Origin of the sequence: Arthrobacter sp. MMS18-M83 (assembly GCF_026683955.1) — a bacterium.
Classification (GTDB): Bacteria; Actinomycetota; Actinomycetes; order Actinomycetales; family Micrococcaceae; genus Arthrobacter.
On the sequence record NZ_CP113343.1, the window covers coordinates 2,346,941 to 2,366,019 of the forward strand.

General features: G+C 65.4%; 15 protein-coding genes. 9 read left to right on the plus strand and 6 right to left on the minus strand.

Going from position 1 to position 19,079, the window contains the following annotated elements; genetic code table 11:
- Positions 1 to 19 precede the first annotated feature (19 nt).
- Complete coding sequence (locus tag OW521_RS11020; protein WP_268025365.1) at positions 20 to 712, plus strand: SRPBCC family protein; 693 nt, start codon at positions 20 to 22, stop codon at positions 710 to 712.
- Here OW521_RS11020 and OW521_RS11025 read toward each other — a convergent pair.
- The 6 genes from OW521_RS11025 to OW521_RS11050 form a co-directional block, all read right to left on the minus strand.
- The gene (locus OW521_RS11025) at positions 709 to 1,725 is read right to left on the minus strand and encodes a LacI family DNA-binding transcriptional regulator (protein WP_268025367.1); all 1,017 of its coding nucleotides are present in this window, start codon (positions 1,723 to 1,725) and stop codon (positions 709 to 711) included. The two genes, OW521_RS11020 and OW521_RS11025, sit on opposite strands and share 4 nt — an antisense overlap.
- A 48-nt stretch (positions 1,726 to 1,773) precedes the next feature.
- Positions 1,774 to 3,231 (minus strand): rhamnulokinase, encoded by a 1,458-nt coding sequence (locus tag OW521_RS11030; RefSeq protein ID WP_268025369.1) that lies wholly within the window; start codon positions 3,229 to 3,231, stop codon positions 1,774 to 1,776.
- On the minus strand, positions 3,228 to 5,264 hold the full coding sequence (locus tag OW521_RS11035; RefSeq protein WP_268025371.1) for a bifunctional aldolase/short-chain dehydrogenase: 2,037 nt from the start codon (positions 5,262 to 5,264) through the stop codon (positions 3,228 to 3,230). Before OW521_RS11035 ends, OW521_RS11030 begins: the two co-directional genes overlap by 4 nt.
- 3 nt (positions 5,265 to 5,267) lie before the next feature.
- Entirely contained in the window at positions 5,268 to 6,434 is a 1,167-nt protein-coding gene (gene rhaI / locus OW521_RS11040; protein WP_268025373.1) for an L-rhamnose isomerase, read from the minus strand.
- Between the two features lie 288 nt (positions 6,435 to 6,722).
- Positions 6,723 to 7,196, minus strand: a complete 474-nt coding sequence (locus OW521_RS11045; RefSeq protein ID WP_268025375.1) for a MarR family winged helix-turn-helix transcriptional regulator — start codon at positions 7,194 to 7,196, stop codon at positions 6,723 to 6,725.
- Between the two features lie 82 nt (positions 7,197 to 7,278).
- Positions 7,279 to 8,010, minus strand: a complete 732-nt coding sequence (locus tag OW521_RS11050) for a hypothetical protein (protein ID WP_268025377.1) — start codon at positions 8,008 to 8,010, stop codon at positions 7,279 to 7,281.
- Between the two features lie 169 nt (positions 8,011 to 8,179).
- Between OW521_RS11050 and OW521_RS11055 the strand changes: the two genes are divergently transcribed.
- The 8 genes from OW521_RS11055 (at position 8,180) to OW521_RS11090 (ending at position 19,068) form a co-directional block, all read left to right on the plus strand.
- Positions 8,180 to 9,331 carry a sulfite oxidase gene (locus OW521_RS11055; protein WP_268025379.1) on the plus strand — a complete coding sequence of 384 codons (1,152 nt, stop codon included), beginning with the start codon at positions 8,180 to 8,182 and terminating at the stop codon, positions 9,329 to 9,331.
- Positions 9,332 to 9,452: 121 nt separating this feature from the next.
- Positions 9,453 to 10,025, plus strand: coding sequence for an SRPBCC family protein (locus OW521_RS11060; protein ID WP_268025829.1), 573 nt, complete (start codon positions 9,453 to 9,455; stop codon positions 10,023 to 10,025).
- Entirely contained in the window at positions 10,018 to 10,413 is a 396-nt protein-coding gene (locus OW521_RS11065) for a hypothetical protein (RefSeq protein ID WP_268025381.1), read from the plus strand. Before OW521_RS11060 ends, OW521_RS11065 begins: the two co-directional genes overlap by 8 nt.
- Positions 10,414 to 10,454: 41 nt before the next feature.
- Entirely contained in the window at positions 10,455 to 11,687 is a 1,233-nt protein-coding gene (locus OW521_RS11070; RefSeq protein WP_268025383.1) for a cation:proton antiporter, read from the plus strand.
- Between the two features lie 68 nt (positions 11,688 to 11,755).
- Complete coding sequence (locus tag OW521_RS11075) at positions 11,756 to 12,379, plus strand: hypothetical protein (protein WP_268025385.1); 624 nt, start codon at positions 11,756 to 11,758, stop codon at positions 12,377 to 12,379.
- A gap of 83 nt (positions 12,380 to 12,462) precedes the next feature.
- The gene (locus OW521_RS11080) at positions 12,463 to 13,191 is read left to right on the plus strand and encodes a YcnI family copper-binding membrane protein (protein WP_268025387.1); all 729 of its coding nucleotides are present in this window, start codon (positions 12,463 to 12,465) and stop codon (positions 13,189 to 13,191) included.
- Between the two features lie 104 nt (positions 13,192 to 13,295).
- Positions 13,296 to 13,940 carry a DUF4232 domain-containing protein gene (locus tag OW521_RS11085; RefSeq protein ID WP_268025389.1) on the plus strand — a complete coding sequence of 215 codons (645 nt, stop codon included), beginning with the start codon at positions 13,296 to 13,298 and terminating at the stop codon, positions 13,938 to 13,940.
- Between the two features lie 91 nt (positions 13,941 to 14,031).
- Complete coding sequence (locus OW521_RS11090) at positions 14,032 to 19,068, plus strand: DNA glycosylase AlkZ-like family protein (protein WP_268025391.1); 5,037 nt, start codon at positions 14,032 to 14,034, stop codon at positions 19,066 to 19,068.
- The last annotated feature ends 11 nt before the right edge of the window (positions 19,069 to 19,079 follow it).

The window sequence follows — 19,079 nt, forward strand, 5'->3', positions numbered from 1 at the left end:
AACGCAGCGAGAGGGAGACGTGGAACTCAAACATCACTTCGTGGTTCCCAGTTCGCTGGAGGACACCTGGCATTCCTTTAACCAATTGGAAGATATCGCGCCCTGTTTCCCGGGGGCGACCCTCACGTCCGTGAGCGGGGACGAGTTCACTGGAACGGTCAAGGTCAAGCTCGGGCCTATTGCCATGATTTACACCGGCACCGGTGAATTCCTGGAACGCAACGAGGACACGCACACGGTGGTCATTTCGGCCGCAGGAAAGGACAAACGCGGCAATGGCACAGCCGGCGCCACCGTGACTGCAATGCTGACGCCCGACGGCGATGGCACCTCCGTGGACGTGACCACCGACATGAACGTCACCGGCAAACCGGCACAATTCGGCCGGGGCGTCATCCAAGATATCTCCGACAAATTGCTGGAGCAGTTTGTCCAGTGCGTGATTGGGAAGGCAGGCGGCGGGGCTGCGAGGGAGGTTGAGCCCGACGCCGGCGGGCCTCCGGAACCCGAACCGGCGGCGGTATCCCAGCCTCCGGCGGAGCCTGTGGCGGCACCTGCGCCCGTCGCACCATCCGCGCCGGCGTCCGAGTTGAACCTGGGCTCGGCCGTGTGGCCCGTCCTCGCGCGCCGCTTCGGCCCCGCCGTGCTCTGCGGCGTCGCCGTCCTGGCCCTGGTTGTCTGGCTGTCCCGGCGGCGCGGTAAGGAGATCTAGGAGCGCTGGCTGCTTCTCCGAACAACAAGCTCCGGCATAAACACGACCTGCCGGTGTTCGTGTTCGAGTTCATTGTCGATTTCGTCGAAAAGGAGCTCGGCCGCGCGTTCGCCAATGAGTTGCCGTGGCTGCCTGATGGACGTGAGCGGGATGCTTGATTGGGAGGCGAAGTCAATATCGTCGAAGCCCACAATCGCGATGTCCTCGGGTACCCGCAGCCCGTTCTCGGTAAAGGATTGCAGGAGCCCGAGGGCGAGCTGGTCGTTGGCAGCAAAAACGCCGTCAGGGCGCGTGTCCGGCTCGAGATCGTTGATCACGTCGCCAATGTCGCGGCCGCGCTCGAACTTCAGGTTCGGAGTTTCAAACAACTGAAGCCGGACGCCTGCCGCCTCGGTTGCGGCAAGTGCACCATGGTAGCGATCATCAACCTGTTGAAGGGTAAACGGCCCCCCAACAAAGGCCGGACGGGTTGAACCCACGCTCAAGAGGTGCTCCATTGCGACCCTCCCGCCCGCTGTGTCGTCGACTGAAACTGAGCAGAAGTGGCCGGTGCTCGCGAGCCGATCCACGAGGACTGAAGGTATGCCCCGGGAGCGCATGACCTCAAGACGCTTGATGACATCCCCCAAGGGAGTGATCAGGATGCCTTGGACACGCTGTTGTTCAAAGAGGTCAAGGTAGGACTGCTCCCGGACGCTGTTTTCCGCGCTATTGGCCAGGATGAAGGAGTGTTTGTGGGCATCGGCTACGTCCTCGGCTCCGAGCGCCACATCCGTGAAGAAGGGGTTCCGGACGTCGAGAACCAGCATGCCCAAGCTCCTGCTTGAACCGGACCGCAGGCTTCTGGCCGATTCGTTGCGCACGAAGCCAAGCTGATCGATTGCGGCCAGAACACGATTCTTCTTGTCGGTTGAGACCTGCTCGGGTTTGTTCAAGACATTTGACACCGTGCCGACGGAAACCTGGGCCAGGACGGCAACATCCTTCAGCTTGGCGCCCAAGTTGTTCGGCACGTCGACCTCCCGCTAGATGAATCGAATCAATAAGTGATCCAATACTACTCACTGACTCAATTCCTGGAGTGCCGCCGTCCCCGCGCGCGCGGGCTCGTAGCGTTGCAGCGCTGAGCTGGAGGCTACTAGCCGGCGTAATTCCTGGAGACTGCGGTGCTCCTTGGTGGCCGCGCGTGCCTGCACCAGGACGTTCCCAAGCGCCGTAGCTTCCACGGGACCAGCTACGACCGTTTTGCCGGTGGCGTCCGCGGTGAGCTGGCACAGCAGGCGGTTTTGCGAGCCGCCGCCGACGATGTGGACCACGGAGGTCTGCTTGCCGGATAGTTCTTCCGCGCGTGCGAGGGTCCTGGCGTAGCCGGCGGCCAGGCTGTCCAGAATGCAACGCACGACGGCGGCGTGACGGTCCGGGAGGACGGCGCCGGTGGCGCGCACGGCGGATCGGATCCGCTCGGGCATGTTGTCCGGCGCGATGAACGCGGGATCGTCTGCGTTGATTTGCGGGCCTCCGGCGGGCAGCGCGGCCGCGGATTCGAGGAGGCTGGCCAGCGACGGCGCGTCCCCTTCGGCAGCCCAGGTGCGCATGCATTCACTGAGCAGCCATAGCCCGCCCACGTTGCGCAAGTATCTGATGGTGCCGTCGACCCCGCGTTCGTTGGTGAAGTTGGCCAGCCGGCTTGCTTCGCCCAGGACCGGGCTGTCCAGTTCCACGCCCACCAAGGACCATGTCCCGGAGGAAATGTAGGCGAAGTCGTCGCGGGACGCCGGCACCGCGGCCACGGCCGAGGCGGTGTCGTGCGATCCCACGGCAACCACCGCAGTCTCCGGCGGCAACCCTGTCCGGGCCGTGATATCCGGCAGCAGCGTGCCGACGGTTTCGCCGGGCTGAATGATGGCTGGGAAAACGTCCTTGGGCAGGCCGAGCGGCTTGAACAGTTCGGTGGCCCACTCCCCCGCGACCGCGTCGAACAGCCCGGTGGTGGACGCATTGGTGGCCTCGGTCCGGCGCCGCCCCGTGAGCTTGAACGCGATCAGGTCCGGAATCAGCAAGGCCTGGACGCCGCGCAGTTCCCGCTCGGTGGCGAGCTGGTAGATCGTATTGAATTGCAGGAATTGCAGCCCGGTGGTGGCGTAGAGCCGTGCCGGGTCCAGCACCTTGTGGACGTTCGCGACGGCGGTGCGGCCCCGCTCGTCGCGGTAGCTGAACGGCTGCGCGAGGAGTTTGCCGCTGGCATCCACCAGCCCGTAGTCGACTGCCCACGTGTCGATGCCGATGCTGGTGATCCGCTCGCCGCTCGCGACGGCCGTATCAGCGGCCGCCGCAAGTCCCTTGAGCACCTCCTCGAACAGGGCGTCGAAGTCCCAGTGAAGTCCGCCGTCGAGCTCTACGACGCCATTGGGGAAGCGGTGCACCGTTTCCACCGAGACGCTACCCCCGCCCACGCGGCCAAGCATGACGCGCCCGGAGGACGCTCCGATATCGACTGCCGCGAACAACTGGGCACTCATCGCAGGAAGGCTGCGGCGACGCCCGCGTCCACCGGGATGTGCAGGCCCGTGGTGTGCGAGAGTTCGTTGCTGGTCAGCACGGCGGCCGCGTTGGCCACGTGCTCGGGCAGGACTTCGCGCTTGAGAAGGGTGCGCTGGGCGTAGTACTTGCCCAGTTCCTGCTCTTCGACTCCATAGACGGCGGCGCGCTTGGCGCCCCAACCGCCAGCGAAGATGCCGGAACCGCGGACCACGCCGTCGGGGTTGATGCCGTTGACGCGGATGCCGTACTCGCCCAGTTCCGCCGCCAACAAGCGAACCTGGTGGGCCTGGTCAGCCTTGGTGGCGGAGTAGGCGATGTTGTTCGGGCCCGCGAACACCGAGTTCTTCGAGGAAATGTAGACGATGTCTCCGCCCATGCCCTGATCGATCATGACCTTCGCCGCGGCCTTGGAGACCAGGAACGAGCCCTTGGCCATGACGTTGTGCTGCAGGTCCCAGTCCTTCTCCGTGGTTTCCAGCAGCGGCTTGGAGATGGACAGGCCCGCGTTGTTCACCACCAGGTCCAGCCCGCCGAAGACCAGCACGGCTTCCTGGACCGCCGCGGCCACCTGGGCTTCGTCGGTGACATCGGCCTGGATTCCGACGGCGACGTCCGCGCCGCCGAGTTCGGCGGCAACAGCCCGCGCGTTGTCCAGGTTGAGGTCCGCGATGACCACGCAGGCGCCTTCCGCGGCGAGGCGGGTAGCGATCGCCTTCCCAATGCCCGACGCCGCGCCCGTCACCAGCGCGATGCGCGTGGCGTGCGACTTGAGTTTGGGCATCCGGGAGAGCTTGGCTTCCTCAAGGGCCCAGTATTCGATCCGGAATTTCTCGGATTCCTCGATGGGCGCGTAGGAGGAAATGGCCTCCGCGCCGCGCATCACGTTGATCGCGTTGAGGTAGAACTCGCCGGCCACACGTGCGGTCTGCTTGTCCTTGCCATAGGAGAACATGCCCACTCCGGGGACCAGGACAATGGCCGGATCCGCGCCGCGCAAGGCCGGGGAATCGGCGTCGGCGTGGCGGTCGTAGTAGGCCTGGTAATCCTCGCGGTATGCGGCGTGGAGTTCCTTGAGGCGAGCGATGCTCTCCTCAATGCCTGCGTCGGCCGGAAGATCCAGGAGGAGGGGCTTGACCTTGGTGCGCAGGAAGTGGTCGGGGCAGGAGGTGCCCAGCGCGCCCAGGCGCGGGTGCTCGGCGCCTTCGAGGAACTCGAGGACACGCGGATCATCGCTAAAGTGGCCCACCTGCGGCTTGTCGGCCGAAGCGATGCCGCGGATCACGGGAGCCAACGCGGCTGCCTTCGCGCGACGCTCGGCTTCCGGGAGTGCGGCGTAGCCGGGGAGTTTGGCGCCGAAGGGCTCGGCTTTGCCGTTCTGGGCGATGTAGCGTTCGGCCTGCTCGATGATCCAGAGGGAGTTGGCTTCGGCTTCCTCGCTGGTAGTGCCCCACGCGGTGATGCCGTGGCCGCCAAGGATGGTGCCGATTGCCTGCGGGTTGGCTTCCTTGATCGCGGCGATGTCCAGTCCCAGTTGGAAACCGGGACGGCGCCAGGGAACCCACACGACCTTCTCGCCGAAGACCTTGGAGGTCAGCGCTTCGCCGTCCACCGCCGTCGCAATCGCGATGCCCGAGTCCGGGTGCAGGTGGTCCACGTGCGCGGCGTCCACGAGTCCGTGCATGGCGGTATCGATCGAGGGCGCGGCGCCGCCTTTGCCGAACAGGCAGTAGTCGAAAGCGGCCACCATTTCGTCTTCACGCTCGACGCCGGGGTAAACAGCCTTGAGTGCCTGCAGCCGGTCCAGGCGCAAAACCGCCAGGTTTTCGGCCCTCAGGGTTCCCAGGTCCCCGCCGGAGCCCTTGACCCACAGGAGCTCGATATCCTCACCGGTGACCGGATCCTTTTCCGTGCCCTTGGCCGAAGTGTTTCCGCCTGCGAAGTTGGTGTTCCGCTTGTCCGCGCCCAAGCGGTTGGAACGGGCGATCAGTTCTTCAACAGTCTTGTTAGTCATTTCCTAAGCGCCCCATCCGGCTTGCTGGCCGCCCACGCGGTCCTCGTTGATCTTCTTCTGGTAGCCACTGGCCTTGAACGCCGTCATCGGGTCTGCGGGCAGGCCTCGCGATTCACGCCACTCCGCCAGGACAGGCCGGACATCGGTATAGAAGGCATCGTTGAAGATGCCATTGGCGGCCAGCACGTCACCTTCGCGTTGTGCCTCAGCCAGCGCAGCGCCGTCGATAAGCAGCGCGCGGGCAGTCATTTCCTGGACGTTGAGCACCGAGCGGATCTGGCCCGGGATCTTCTCCTCCAAGTTGTGGCACTGGTCCAGCATGAGGGCGACGCCTGACTCTTCGCCGAAGCCGCCACCACGGATGACCTCGTGCATGATGCGGAACAACTGGAACGGATCCGCGGCACCGACGATCAGGTCGTCATCGGCATAGAAACGGGAATTGAAGTCGAAGGAGCCCAGCTTGCCCAGGCGCAACAACTGCATCACGATGAACTCGATGTTGGTGCCCGGGGCATGGTGGCCGGTGTCCAGGCAGACGAAGGCCTTCTCCCCCAGGGCAACGGTCTGCGCGTAAGAGGTGCCCCAGTCCGGAACGTCGGTGTGGTAGAAAGCCGGCTCGAAGAACTTGTACTCCAGGACCAGGCGCTGGCTCTCGCCGAGGGCTGCGTAGATCTCCTGCAGGGACTCGTCCAGGCGGTCCTGGCGGCCGCGCATGTCATCCTGGCCCGGGTAGTTGGTGCCGTCCGCCAGCCAGATCTTCAGGTCCCGGGAACCGGTGGCGTGCATGATCTCGATGCACTCCAGGTGGTGGTCGATAGCGCGGCGGCGTACGGCCGCGGCGGAGGAGGTCAGAGAACCGAACTTGTACTCGTCGTCCTGGAACGTATTGGAGTTGATTGTTCCCAGTCCAACGCCAAGGCCGGCAGCGTAAGCACGGAGGGCAGCGTAATCGTCCACCTTGTCCCACGGGATGTGCAGTGCCACGGTCGGCGCAAGGCCCGTCAGTTCGTGGACTTTCGCGGCGTCGGCGAGCTTCTCCTGGATGGTCCGCGGGGTGCCGGGCGTGCCGAACACCTTGAAGCGGGTGCCCGAGTTGCCGTAGGCCCACGAGGGAACTTCGATGGCCAGCTCTTCCAACCGGCCCAGCGCCGTTGCTACGTCTTTCATGATGGTTGGTTCTCGCATTCCGTGGTTTCCAGCGTGAAGCCCGGGAGTCTCGGGCCTCAGATCAATGTGTCTTGGATTGTTTGAATCGTTTCATTGATACGATTCAAGCTACGCTGTCGTTGAGAAGGTTGTCAAGAAGAATTTCGGAGGACATGAGTCCCTGACCGCGAAGCCTGAGTTCGGGGTCAGGTCCTGGTACGACGCGGTCTTGGACGAATTGACGGCCCGCGGTGAGGGGATCGCGCGCAATGGGCGTGCCGCCGTCGACGTTTCGCGCTCGCTGCGCGACTAGTCTTCGCGCCGCGCGGGCGCATAGGGGACGCCGGCAGTGACGCCCGCGGGTGCTTGTCGTCCTGCCAGTTCGCGCACGAGTACTTTCAACTCATGCCTGAACATCGAAGTATCGATGGACACTTGGGCGAGGACTTGCTGCTCCGATTCGACAGCCCGCTCCAACGCGTCCGTGCCAGCGTCGGTCAGTGACACGAGGTGCACCCTGCGGTCCTCGGAACCGCGTTGGCGCGTGATGTGGCCGTGGGCTTCGAGTCTGTTGAGGGTCTGGCCCATGGTCTGGGCCTGCACCCGCACAATCTGAGCCAGCATGGTCTGGGTGATGGGACCGGTGGCTGCAAGGACTTCCATCGCTATGACGCCGGCATGGGTAAGGCCGATCGACCTGAGGTTCTCATCCCAAGCGTGTTCCACCAGCCGGGCCGCTGTAGACAATAAGCGCCCCGTGGGCCACCGCTCAATGTCCGGCATATCTTCATTGTAGGTGCGGGAGGATTTTGGGGGGTGCGAGTGGCGCCCGCCTCAGCGAGGATTCCGGGCCAGGAGGACCTCCCTACAACCCAAGCTCTTTCTCCGCGGTGACCCAATTATGGGCAATGGCTTTCTGCGCGTCCGCGAGGGCAATCCGGTGGGAGCAGACGGCCTTATTGAGCCGCGTTTCAATGGCGTCCTTCGGGTTAGTGGTTCCCGGGGCGCCCTCGCGGTTCGGCTCGGGCCAAAGATTGGACACCGCGTTGGTGCCACCAAGCTGGAGGCTGATCAGATGGTCGAATTCAGTGGAAGAAGCCGGAACCAGGCCGTATTGCTGGAGGCTGAGCTTCTTGACCTTGTCCGTGTCCGAGACAGGGGCACGGACCGTGGCAGTGTAGCCGGACCTGCAGATCGTGCTGCCGATGTTCTCCTCGCTCACGGCCGGATCAATGGCGCCAGGCGTGCACGAAGGGTCAGGAAGAACCTCGCCTTTGGCGGCGTCCAGTGTCCTCACCTTGCACTGATTGGGAGAGAGTGCGATATCCCTGCTGACCTTGTCCGGTGAATGGATGGCTTTTGGCGCGGCTTCCTGCGCCACGACGGCGTCGGGGGCGGCGGCAGGTCCTGTCTCGCCCGGCTGGACGGGTTCGACGTCATCCCCTGGGTCTGCGGCGACACTCGGCGACGCTGTGGCATCACTGGAGGCCGCCGTCGCGTGGCCTTGTTGCTGGCCGACGTACCAGAGCCCGCCGACCACAATGAACCCGATGAGGATGGCAGCGAGAAGGACATAGGTTTTGCGTGAAAAGGTCATTTTTCCTGTGGTTGCAAGGACTGGGAGCGGGGGTCGCGGGCACGAAATGGGAGGTCCCGGGCCCGTCCCCCATTTCTACCGTCGGAGCGCCCGGGAGCCCGCGAGGCGCGCAGGCGATGAACGCAACTCGAGTAATGACACCCCGGCGGGCGACGCCCATACTGGGAGCATGAGCGTCAAGACCCGCCGCACAGTGGAGGGCGCCGCTGTTGCCACCTCGGCCACCACCGCCCCTGCTGCTCCAACAGAACCAGCCGCACTGGTTGCACCAACCACGGGTCCCATCACCCGCGAAGAACTGCAACTCGCTTCGCGCAACCATGCCATGCCCTTGGAGATGCTCCGATGGCCCATCACACCGCTGGGCATGCACTATCTTCTGGTGCATTTCGACGTCCCCCGGATCGATCCCGTCTCCTGGCGCCTGAATATTGGCGGCCTCGTGGATCATCCGCACGAGTACACCCTGCCCGACCTCCAACACCGCGAGCGCCGCACTCATGCCGTCACAATGGAGTGCGCCGGCAACGGCCGCTCGCGGCTGGAACCGCGGCCTGTCAGCCAGCCGTGGGACCAGGGTGGAATAGGCACAGCTGAGTGGACCGGAACCCCGCTCGCACCGTTGCTGCTCGACGCCGGGATCTCACGCGACGCCGTCGAACTCGTCTTCACGGGCGCGGACCGCGGGATCCAGGGCGGCCTGGAGCATCAGTACGCGCGCAGCCTGACTCTCGCAGAAGCAATGTCCGACGACGTCTTGCTCGCCTATGAGGTCAACGGCCAAGCCCTGCCGCCGCAACATGGCTACCCTGTCCGGCTGCTCGTCCCAGGCTGGTACGGGATGACGAGCGTCAAGTGGCTGCAATCCATCGAGGCAATTGACCACAGCTTCGACGGTTACCAGCAGCTCGACTCCTACCGCTACACCCAGAACGCGGACGATCCCGGCGAACCCGTCCAGCGGATCAAAGTCCGTTCCCTCATGGTTCCCCCGGGCGTTCCCGATTTCTTCACCCGGCAACGCACCGTCGACGTGGGGCCGGTCCAGCTCAGCGGCCGGGCTTGGTCCGGCAACGGAACCGTGGACAGCGTGGAAGTTTGCGTGGACGGCGTGTGGGAGAAGGCTCAACTCGAGGCGCCTGCCGGCCGGTATGCGTGGCGCGGATGGACGTTCACGTGGATTGCAACAGCCGGTTCCCATGAACTGGCGTGCCGTGCAACCGACTCCACGGGACAGACTCAGCCCGGGACGCCGGAGTGGAACTATCAAGGCATGGGAAACAACGACATCCAGCGGCTGACCGTGACGGTCAGGGAGTAAGTGGTTTCGGAATAATTGGTCCGGGCGCAGGGGCCCGCGAACATGCCGAACTGGGCCGTTGACCGCATGCAATGGCGTGAGTACTGTGAGTCCACTATCCATCCGCGCCGTGGAGGCAGCAATGGGCGGCACTTCCAAGAGCAACGCTGACTACGAGTTCCTCACCGTCTGGCGCGTCGCGGGGACCCCGCATGAGGTCATGGATGTTTTGGGCGACGCCGGAACGCTGCCCCGCTGGTGGCCATCGGTGTACTTGAGTGTTGTTCCGCTCGATCCAGGAAATGCGGATGGCACGGGAAAAGCCTTCTCCCTGCACTCGAAGGGTTGGCTGCCGTACACCCTGCGCTGGAGGTTCAAGGTCACCGAACCCATCACGGAGCAAGGTTTCGCGATCTCAGCGAGCGGCGACTTGAGCGGCACCGGACGCTGGACTTTCGAACAGGACGGTCCGGAAACGGTGGTCACCTATGACTGGCGAGTCAGCACATCAAAACCGCTGCTCCAGCGGCTAAGCTGGCTGCTCAAGCCCGCCTTTGCCGCGAACCACCGTTGGGCTATGGCGCGCGGCCAAGAAAGCCTCGCCCTGGAATTACGGCGACGACGTCCCGGCACGGACCTCTCCAAGGTCCCCCGTCCGGCGCCGCCCACGTTTGCAAACAAATACCGCTGGCCAAGGAGTACAACGCATGCCTGACGATAACAAGGGCGAAGTCCGCTGGTTGCCGCAGCCCGAGGAGCAAGATTATCCGGGCGCGGCGAACTATCTATCCCTGCTTGAATCCGACGACGTCGTGGCCTCGGTGGTCGCCGCCCTGAGAGAGGCGCCCGTCCAGCACCGCAAGGCCAAGGACATTCTCCGGGCCGCCCGGCTGGTGCTGTTGCCCGAAGACAACGCCCACGTGGCGTCGGACCTGAAGAAGATCAAGGAGGGCAAGAAGCTCTCGCCTATCCTTATGGTCAGGGGCGACCTGGCCCGGGGCATTCCCGCGCAGGTGGCCGATGGCTACCACCGGGTGTGTGCAAGCTACTACACGGACGAGAACACCGACATACCGCTCAAACTGGCTGACGCGCCCCGGTAATCACCGCATACCAACCGCAACGGCGGTAGAAGGAGGAACGTGTGTCGTTCTTTCAGCTTTCGCTGATCGCCGCGGTCGCGCTCCTCGGGCCGTTGCTCGCGCTGCCCCGGAAATGGCACATTCCCGTTGTACTCGGTCAGTTGCTGGCGGGCATCGCCATCGGACGCACGGGTCTTGAACTGGTGGATTCTTCGGATCCCACGTTCACCTTCGTGGCCGACGTCGGATTCGCCCTCATCATGTTCGTCGCCGGAACGCATGTCCCCGTGCGGGACAAAGCCATCCGTCCCGCACTGGGTGGCGGCGCCCTGCGCGCCGGCATCGCCGCGGTGCTGGCCGCCGTCGTCGGAGTCGTCATCGCTTTTGCCTTCGGCACCGGACATGCTCCGCTTTATATCGTTCTGCTCGCTTCCTCCTCCGCAGCGCTGGTCTTGCCGATCGTCGATTCGCTTCGTCTGACAGGGCCGAAAGTCCTCACGACGACGGCGCAGGTTGCGGTGGCGGACATCGCTTGCATTGTTGCGCTTCCGCTCGCGGTTGACCCGCCTAATGCGCCGAGGGCGGCCGTCGGCGCTGCCGTCGTCGGGGCGTGTGCGGCGGTTTTGTTCTTTGTCCTTCGCTGGCTGGAGAACAGCGGTAACCGCGGACGGCTGCATGACGTGTCCGAAGACCGGAAGTTCGCCCTGGAGCTGCGGATCCAATTGGCGCTGCTCTTCGCCCTTTCCGGGCTGGCGGTCCTGGGCCACGTGTCCATCATGCTGGCCGGGTTCTCGTTCGGCCTTGTGGTCTCGGCTGTAGGCGAACCTCGGCGCCTTGCGCACCAACTCTTCGCTGTTAGCGACGGCTTCCTCGGGCCGGTGTTCTTCGTCTGGCTTGGTGCGTCGCTCGACCTGCGTACCCTCGCGGGGACCCCGCAGATGATTCTCCTCGGGATCTGCCTCGGCCTGGGAACGCTGTTGGTGCATGGAAGCCTGCGGGTCCTCGGCCAGCCCCTGCCGCTCGCGGTGCTGGCAGCCTCCCAATTGGGCGTACCGGTTGCCGCCGCCACCATCGGCTCGCAACTGCATCTGCTGGAACCGGGAGAAGCCGCGGCCATGATCCTGGGAGCGCTCATCAGCATCGGGGCAAGCACCATCGCGGGGTCACGGGCGGCACGCAGCTTTTCGGAGGCGTCCTCGGAGTCCGCAGGCGATGGGCCACCGGGCGGGGGGCCAGCAGGCAAAGGCCCGGCAGGCAAGCCATCCGAAGGCGGTCCGGCCACGAACCACCGGTAGAATTGCGGGGTTGACCGGCCGGATCTGACCGGTCAACCATCCGCTGGAACGCTACCGAGGGAGGACCCGTGCTCACATCGCATGCCCGGACGCCCTTCCACGCCATCCGTTCGGGAGCAATTGCTATCGCCATTGTGGCCCTTGCGGCAGGGGCCCACGTCCTCGCCGGCGGTGAGCTTCCCGTGGCCCCGGTCCTGCTCGCAGTCCTTGCCTTGACTGGTCTCGTCACCACCTTGGCCACCAGGTTCAAGCTCGGCTTCCTTTCCGTCGCCGCGCTCCTGGGGGCCGGACAGCTGGCCCTGCACGAAGCGTTCACCGCATTCGGCCCGCTCACCGTCGCGGCTCCGGGCTCACCGGCGCACCACATGGGGGTGGAGCACCTTGCCCCGGCTCTCGGCGCCGGAACGATGCATCTGCACGAACTCGACACTCCCCTCAGCTGGTTAATGCTGGGCGGCCACGCCCTCGCTACTGCCGCCTCGGCGTTCCTTTTGGCCAAGGGCGAGCAGGCGCTGTGGCAGCTCGCGGCGTGGCTCCGGCCCCTTCTCCAACTCATCCGCCTGGTCTTCAGGCCCGACGCCGGCAGCGCAGCTGTTGCGTTCAGCGCACCCGCCGTATTCATCCCCCGCCCGTGGCGGAACCTCAGGCAAGACAGCAGACGCGGCCCGCCCGCCGTCGTCGTACTCTCCTGATTCCGCCCGGCACCGCCTTCAACTGGTGACGTGCACATCCCCGTACTTTGGCGCCTTCGCGCGCCTATTGAAAGGCACCAACCATGAAAAAGTCCTCACTCCGCCGTACCCTCTCTGCCACGGCAATCGCTGGCGGCACCGCCGCATTGATGATGGCAGGCCTCGCAGGCGCCTCGGCACATGTCTCGATCAACCCGGACAAGACCGCGGCCAACTCCTACGCCCTGCTGACCTTCGGCGTCCCGCACGGCTGCGACACTTCGGGCACCACCAAGGTGACCATCAACCTGCCGGAAGAACTGACGGACGCAACGCCCACGGTGAACCCGAACTGGACCATCGAGAAGGTCACGCAGACGTTGTCCGAGCCAAAGAAGCTGGCGGACGGCACCTCCATCACCAAGCGGACCAGCCAGATCGTCTACACGGCCAAGACCCCGTTGGACCCGCACCAGCGCGATGCCCTGGTCTTGTCCGTGAAGCTGCCCGACACCGCTGGCAAGTCCCTCTACTTCCCTACTCTCCAAAACTGCGAGCAGGGGCAGACAAACTGGGCTGAAATCCCCAAGGACGGCCAGGATCCGCACTCGCTGAAGGCTCCGGCGCCGTCGGTGGCCGTCACCGCAGCGGATGCCGCCGCGGGTGATGATCATATGGCTGCTTCAATCTCCACTGTGCAAGCAGCTTCCGTGTCCGACGACGGTTCGCAGGCGCGCAGCTGGGCTGGCCTGATCGCCGGCGTGGCGGGGCTGGGGCTGGGTGGCGCGGCATTCGTCCGCAGCCGTTCCGCCAGGGCTTCAGCGTCCAAGTAACGACTCCGCTGGTTGGCGCCCGGAACATTACGATCCGTGCGCCAATCCGGCGCCGTTGCCGCGCCGGAGTTGACTCGGGCATATGACGACGAAATGCTGTGCGCATGACGAATATGCGAGTCAAGAACGGTCTCCTGCTCACGATGGCAGCAGCCTCGGTATTCCTGCTCTCCGGCTGTTTCCAAGCCCAGGCCCAGGGTCAAAGCACCGGCACGCCGAGCGGTTCGGCTTCGGCCTCTCCCTCGGTGTCTTCCTCGGTGTCCGCGTCGAGCGCTCCCAGCGCTAGCGGCAGTTCCACGCCATCAAGCACCGGGACGATGGCATCCGGCGTCGGACTCTGCAAAGCAGCCTCGCTGACACCTTCTGTCGACTCCACCGGCGGCGGCGCGGCAGGCAGCGTCTACATGAAGCTCATCCTGACCAATTCGGGCACAGAATCCTGCGTCCTGAAGGGGTTCCCAGGCGTCTCCCTCACGGCCGGACCCACGGGTGATCCGATCGGCGCGGCCGCCGCGCGCGACGACGCGCAGCCAGTGACAGATGTGGTCCTCGCCCCGGGGAAGGCCGGCTTCGCCCAACTCCGCTACACCCAGGCCGGCAACTATCCGGACTGCACCCAGGTTGCGGCCGCAGGTTTCCGCGTCTACCCACCCGAGGACACCGCCTCGGTGTTCATCCCGCTGCAGCACCAGGCCTGCAGCAACGCTGCGATCAACCTCTTGAGCGTTCAGGCTTTCCAGGCGGGGTAGCTGCGGGTTTAGCGCGGCCCGGCAGTTTAGCCGCTGCACCTCGTCCGGCGCTGTTCCTTATTGTGTCGGTGCCGTGAGGCATGATGGAGGAATGCAGGAGCGGGAGCTACCGAGCGATCCACTGGGCGGTTCAGGCCACACAGCCATGGACCGCTTCAGCCGTGCCACGCGGGAGTGGTTCCTGGGTGCTTTCACCGCGCCCACACCGGCGCAAGACGGCGCGTGGAAGGCCATCTCGTCCGGCTCCCACGCTCTGGTGGTGGCGCCCACTGGTTCCGGTAAGACGCTCGCAGCCTTCCTGTGGACCCTTGACCGGCTCTTGTCAGCATCCCTGGATGCACCTGCTGATGCGCTTCCGGGGCTTGAGGACGCACCCAGCCGGGCTCGGGCAAAAGCCCCTAAACGCAAGACCCGAGTCCTGTACATCTCCCCGCTCAAGGCTCTCGGCGTCGACGTCGAACGCAACCTCCGCTCGCCGCTGATCGGCATCACGCAAACCGCGAAACGGCTCGGGTTGCCGGCTCCACTGGTCACCGTCGGCGTCCGTTCCGGGGATACGACGACGGCGGACCGCCGCGCGCTGCTCAGCCACCCGCCGGACATCCTCATCACCACGCCTGAATCCCTGTTCCTGATGCTGACATCGAAGGCCAGAGAGACCCTCAGCGAGGTGGACACCGTGATTGTGGACGAGGTCCACGCAGTTGCTGGCACCAAGCGCGGCGCGCACCTCGCAGTGTCATTGGAGCGGCTCGATGCATTGCTGCCCAAACCTGCCCAACGGATCGGGCTCTCGGCCACCGTGGAGCCGCGCGAGCTCGTGGCGCAGTTCCTCGCGGGCTCGGCTCCCGTGGAAATCGTCGCACCGCCGTCTCGCAAGAACTGGAACCTCAGCGTCAGTGTTCCTGTGGAGGACATGTCCGACCTGGCGGGAGCTGCCGGCGCCTTCGACTCCGGCCCAGCCTCCGGACTCCAGCCGCAAGCCTCCATTTGGCCGCATGTCGAGGAGAAGATCGTTGATCTTGTGCTTTCGAAGCAGTCCACCATTGTGTTTGCCAACTCCCGGCGTCTCGCGGAACGACTCACGGCACGGCTGAACGAGATCTACGCGGAGCGCCAGCTCATGGCGGTCGATGTGTTTTCTGCCGCGGCGGATTCGGGGCTGGACTCGGGGCTTGCTGATTTCGGAGGGCCAGCCGCGGGGCCGACACCCTCGGGGCTGCCGTCGTCGACCGCGACACCCGCCCACATGATGGCCCAAGCCGGAAGCACGAGCGGCGCCGATCCGGTCCTGGCCCGCGCGCACCACGGTTCCGTGTCCAAGGACCAGCGGGCCCTCATCGAGGACGACCTCAAATCCGGCCGGCTGCGGTGTGTTGTAGCCACGTCATCCCTGGAACTCGGCATCGACATGGGTGCCGTGGACCTGGTCGTCCAAGTCGAGTCGCCGCCGTCGGTGGCCAGCGGACTGCAACGGGTAGGCCGCGCAGGCCACCAGGTGGGTGAGATTTCCGAAGGCGTGCTCTTCCCCAAGCACCGGGCAGACCTCGTCCACACAGCGATCACCGTGGAACGGATGTTGAGTGGGAAGATCGAACGCCTCCACGTTCCCGCCAACCCCTTGGACATCCTCGCCCAACAAACAGTCGCCGCCACCGCGTTGGGAAGCATCGAGGTTGAAGACTGGTTCGCCACCGTGCGCCGTTCCGCGCCCTTCGCCACCCTGCCCCGCTCCGCTTTCGAAGCCACCTTGGACCTCCTGGCCGGCCGGTATCCCTCGGATGAATTCGCCGAGCTCCGGCCGCGCATCATATGGGACAGGAACGCCGGCACCATTGAAGGCCGCCCAGGAGCACAGCGCCTTGCCGTGACCTCGGGCGGAACCATCCCGGACCGCGGACTCTTCGGCGTCTACATCATCGGCACCGAAGGCTCTGGTTCCGGCTCTGGCGGCACTCCTTCTGCTGGCGGCGCCCCGGAACCGTCCGCACAGGAGCCCAGTCCGGCGTCGCGCGCTGCCAAAGGCGGCCGACGCGTCGGCGAACTCGACGAAGAAATGGTTTACGAATCACGCGTCGGGGACATCTTCGCCTTGGGTGCCACGAGCTGGAAGATCGAGGACATTACGCATGACCGTGTCCTCGTCTCGCCCGCCTTCGGCCAGCCCGGAAAACTTCCCTTCTGGAAGGGCGATTCCTTGGGCCGTCCGGTGGATCTCGGGCGCGCGCTGGGTGCATTCGTGCGCGAGCTCTCCACTTCGGACCAAGGGCCCGCGCTGGAACGCTGCAAGGCCAGCGGTCTGGACGACTTCGCCGCCGGCAACCTGCTGCAGTATCTGAATGAGCAAAAGCAGGCCACGGAAGTGGTTCCGAATGACCGTACGCTCGTGGTCGAACGGTTCCATGACGAACTCGGCGACTGGCGGGTGGTGCTGCACAGCCCCTTCGGCATGCCGGTCCACGCACCGTGGGCCCTCGCCGTCGGGCAGCGGCTCCAGCAGCGCTACGGGCTGGACGGCTCCGCAATGGCCGCCGACGACGGCATCGTACTGCGCGTGCCGATGATGGAAGACGAACCTCCCGGAGCGGAGCTGTTCCTCTTCGACCCGGAGGAACTCGAGCAGATCGTGACGGCGGAGGTTGGCGGCAGCGCCCTGTTCGCATCGCGCTTCCGTGAATGCGCTGCCCGCGCATTGTTGCTGCCGAGGCAGAATCCGGCGAAAAGGCAGCCGCTGTGGCAGCAGCGGCAACGTTCAGCGCAATTGCTGGACGTCGCTAAGAAATACCCTTCCTTCCCCATCGTTCTCGAAACCGTGCGCGAGTGCCTGCAGGACGTCTACGACCTCCCCGCTTTGAAAGACATTGCCGCTTCGATCGAGCGCCGCGAACTGCGCTTGGTACAGACCACTACCCAGCAGCCCTCCCCCTTCGCCAAGTCATTGCTCTTTGGCTACGTGGCGCAGTATCTGTACGAGGGCGATTCACCGCTCGCCGAACGCCGGGCCGCGGCTCTGGCCCTCGACTCCACACTCCTGAATGAGCTCCTGGGCAGGGTGGAACTGCGCGAACTCCTGGACGCCAAAGTCATTGAGGCCACCGAGCTCGAGCTCCAACGGCTGGCAGCGGACCGGCAAGTCCGTGGCATGGAAGGCGTCGCGGACTTGCTGCGCTTGCTGGGACCCCTGAGCGTGGAAGAAGTGGCTGCCCGTTTGCAGCCCGAAGAAGGAGCGGGTGGTTCCCCGGATCTGGCGGCGTCGCACCTCGCTGCCGCCTCGCACCTGGCTGCTTTGCGGAAGGCCAACCGCGCTCTCACCGTGACCCTCAGCGGCGTGGAGCGATTCGCGGCCATCGAGGACGCAGCCCGGCTCCGGGATGCCATTGGGGTTCCACTTCCCATGGGCGTCCCTTTGGCCTTCATCGAACCCGTCCATGACCCGCTCGGCGACCTCGTCTCCCGTTACGCACGGACCCACGGGCCCTTCACGGCCGAAGAAGCCGCGGCCAGGCTGGGACTCGGTGTCGCCGTCGTAAGCACTGCCCTGAAACGCTTGGCAGCGGATGGCAGGGTGGTGGAAGGTGAGTTCCGTCCGCACCCGAGAGTGCCTGAACCGGTTCCCGGTGAGGCACCTGCGTCGCCCGAGGCGGCGGTGGCGCCGGAGGTGCCCACTGTTCTCCCGGGCAGCGAGTGGTGCGACTCGGAGGTGCTACGCAAGCTCCGGCGTCGTTCCTTGGCCGCGCTGCGCGCCGAAGTTGAACCGGTGGACGCTGCCGCGTACGGCCGGTTCCTGCCCGCCTGGCAAAACGTATCCGTGCCCGCGGCCGGCCGCTCCCGCGGCGCCCCCGCACTGCGTGGGCTGGACGGCATCATGACCGCCATCGACCAGCTATCCGGCGTGCCCGTTCCGGCGTCGGCCTGGGAGCCCTTGGTGCTGGCCAGCCGGATCTCCGACTACCAGCCAGCCATGTTGGATGAACTCATGGCCGCAGGTGAAGTCTTGTGGTCCGGTGCCGGATCGTTGCCTGGGAACGACGGTTGGATCAGCCTCCACGTGGCCGAAGCTGCGGAGCTGACCCTCAACCCGGATCCTGAATTCGAGCCCGGCGACGCCCAGCTCCGCCTCTTGGAGCATCTGCAGACCGGCGGGGGCGCCTATTTCTTCCGGCAGCTCACCGAGGTTGCGGGCGGCATGGATACGGTACTAAGCGACGACGCCGTGGTGGCCGCCCTATGGGATCTAGTCTGGGCCGGCCGCATCACGGGCGACACCTTCGCCCCGGTCCGCGCGATGATTGCCGGGGGCCGCACCGCGCACAAGCAGCCTGCCCGGCCGCCGCGTGCGAGGTCCCTGCGGATGAGCAGGCTCGGCCGTTCGCATGGCACGGGGCTGATGCGATCGCCAGGACTCACGGGCGGACGTTACGGCTCGGTCACCGGAGCAGCTCCGGCTCCCGCGCTGGCCGTTGGCCGCTGGTCGGCGTTGCCGGCTCCTGAGCTCGACCCCACTATCCACGCGCGCGGTACCGCCGAACTCCTCCTCGACAGGTACGGCGTAGTGACCCGCGGCTCCGTCATGGTGGAGAACATCGTGGGCGGATTCGGGCTGATGTACAAGGTCTTGGCCCGCCTGGAGGAAGCCGGCCGGTGCCGCCGTGGCTACTTCATCGAGCACCTGGGAGCCGCCCAGTTTGCCGTTCCCGCCACGGTGGACCGCCTGCGCTCCTTCACGGAAGATGCCCAACTCGCCAAAGCCGAGCCTGTCGCCTTGGCCCTTGCCTCTACGGATCCGGCCAACCCGTACGGCGCCGCCCTCCCCTGGCCCGCGCTGGCCGTCGACGCCGGATCGGGTCACCGTCCGGGACGGAAGGCCGGAGCCTTGGTGGTAATGGTCGACGGCGCCCTGATCCTGTACGTTGAGCGCGGCGGGAAGACCCTACTGACCTTCAGCCACGATGACGCTGTCCTGGCGGCTGCCGCTGCCGCCTTGGTGGGCGTGGTGCGCCGGGGCGCCGTGGACAAATTGATCATGGAGAAAGTCAACGGCCATGACCTCTTGGACACTCCAGTGGCTTTTGCCCTTGCCGCGGCCGGGGCGTACTCCACGCCGAAGGGCTTGAGGATCCGTGCCTGAGGTGGGGATCC

What these genes read in the sequence shown, in the direction of transcription:
- OW521_RS11060 (WP_268025829.1), top strand. Translation starts at nt 9,453, where the DNA reads ATGGGCGGCACTTCCAAGAGCAACGCTGACTACGAGTTCCTCACCGTC.
- OW521_RS11030 (WP_268025369.1), bottom strand. Translation starts at nt 3,231, where the DNA reads ATGAGTGCCCAGTTGTTCGCGGCAGTCGATATCGGAGCGTCCTCCGGG.
- OW521_RS11050 (WP_268025377.1), bottom strand. Translation starts at nt 8,010, where the DNA reads ATGACCTTTTCACGCAAAACCTATGTCCTTCTCGCTGCCATCCTCATC.
- OW521_RS11085 (WP_268025389.1), top strand. Translation starts at nt 13,296, where the DNA reads ATGACGAATATGCGAGTCAAGAACGGTCTCCTGCTCACGATGGCAGCA.
- OW521_RS11045 (WP_268025375.1), bottom strand. Translation starts at nt 7,196, where the DNA reads ATGCCGGACATTGAGCGGTGGCCCACGGGGCGCTTATTGTCTACAGCG.
- OW521_RS11090 (WP_268025391.1), top strand. Translation starts at nt 14,032, where the DNA reads ATGCAGGAGCGGGAGCTACCGAGCGATCCACTGGGCGGTTCAGGCCAC.
- OW521_RS11055 (WP_268025379.1), top strand. Translation starts at nt 8,180, where the DNA reads ATGAGCGTCAAGACCCGCCGCACAGTGGAGGGCGCCGCTGTTGCCACC.
- rhaI (WP_268025373.1), bottom strand. Translation starts at nt 6,434, where the DNA reads ATGAAAGACGTAGCAACGGCGCTGGGCCGGTTGGAAGAGCTGGCCATC.
- OW521_RS11065 (WP_268025381.1), top strand. Translation starts at nt 10,018, where the DNA reads ATGCCTGACGATAACAAGGGCGAAGTCCGCTGGTTGCCGCAGCCCGAG.
- OW521_RS11080 (WP_268025387.1), top strand. Translation starts at nt 12,463, where the DNA reads ATGAAAAAGTCCTCACTCCGCCGTACCCTCTCTGCCACGGCAATCGCT.
- OW521_RS11035 (WP_268025371.1), bottom strand. Translation starts at nt 5,264, where the DNA reads ATGACTAACAAGACTGTTGAAGAACTGATCGCCCGTTCCAACCGCTTG.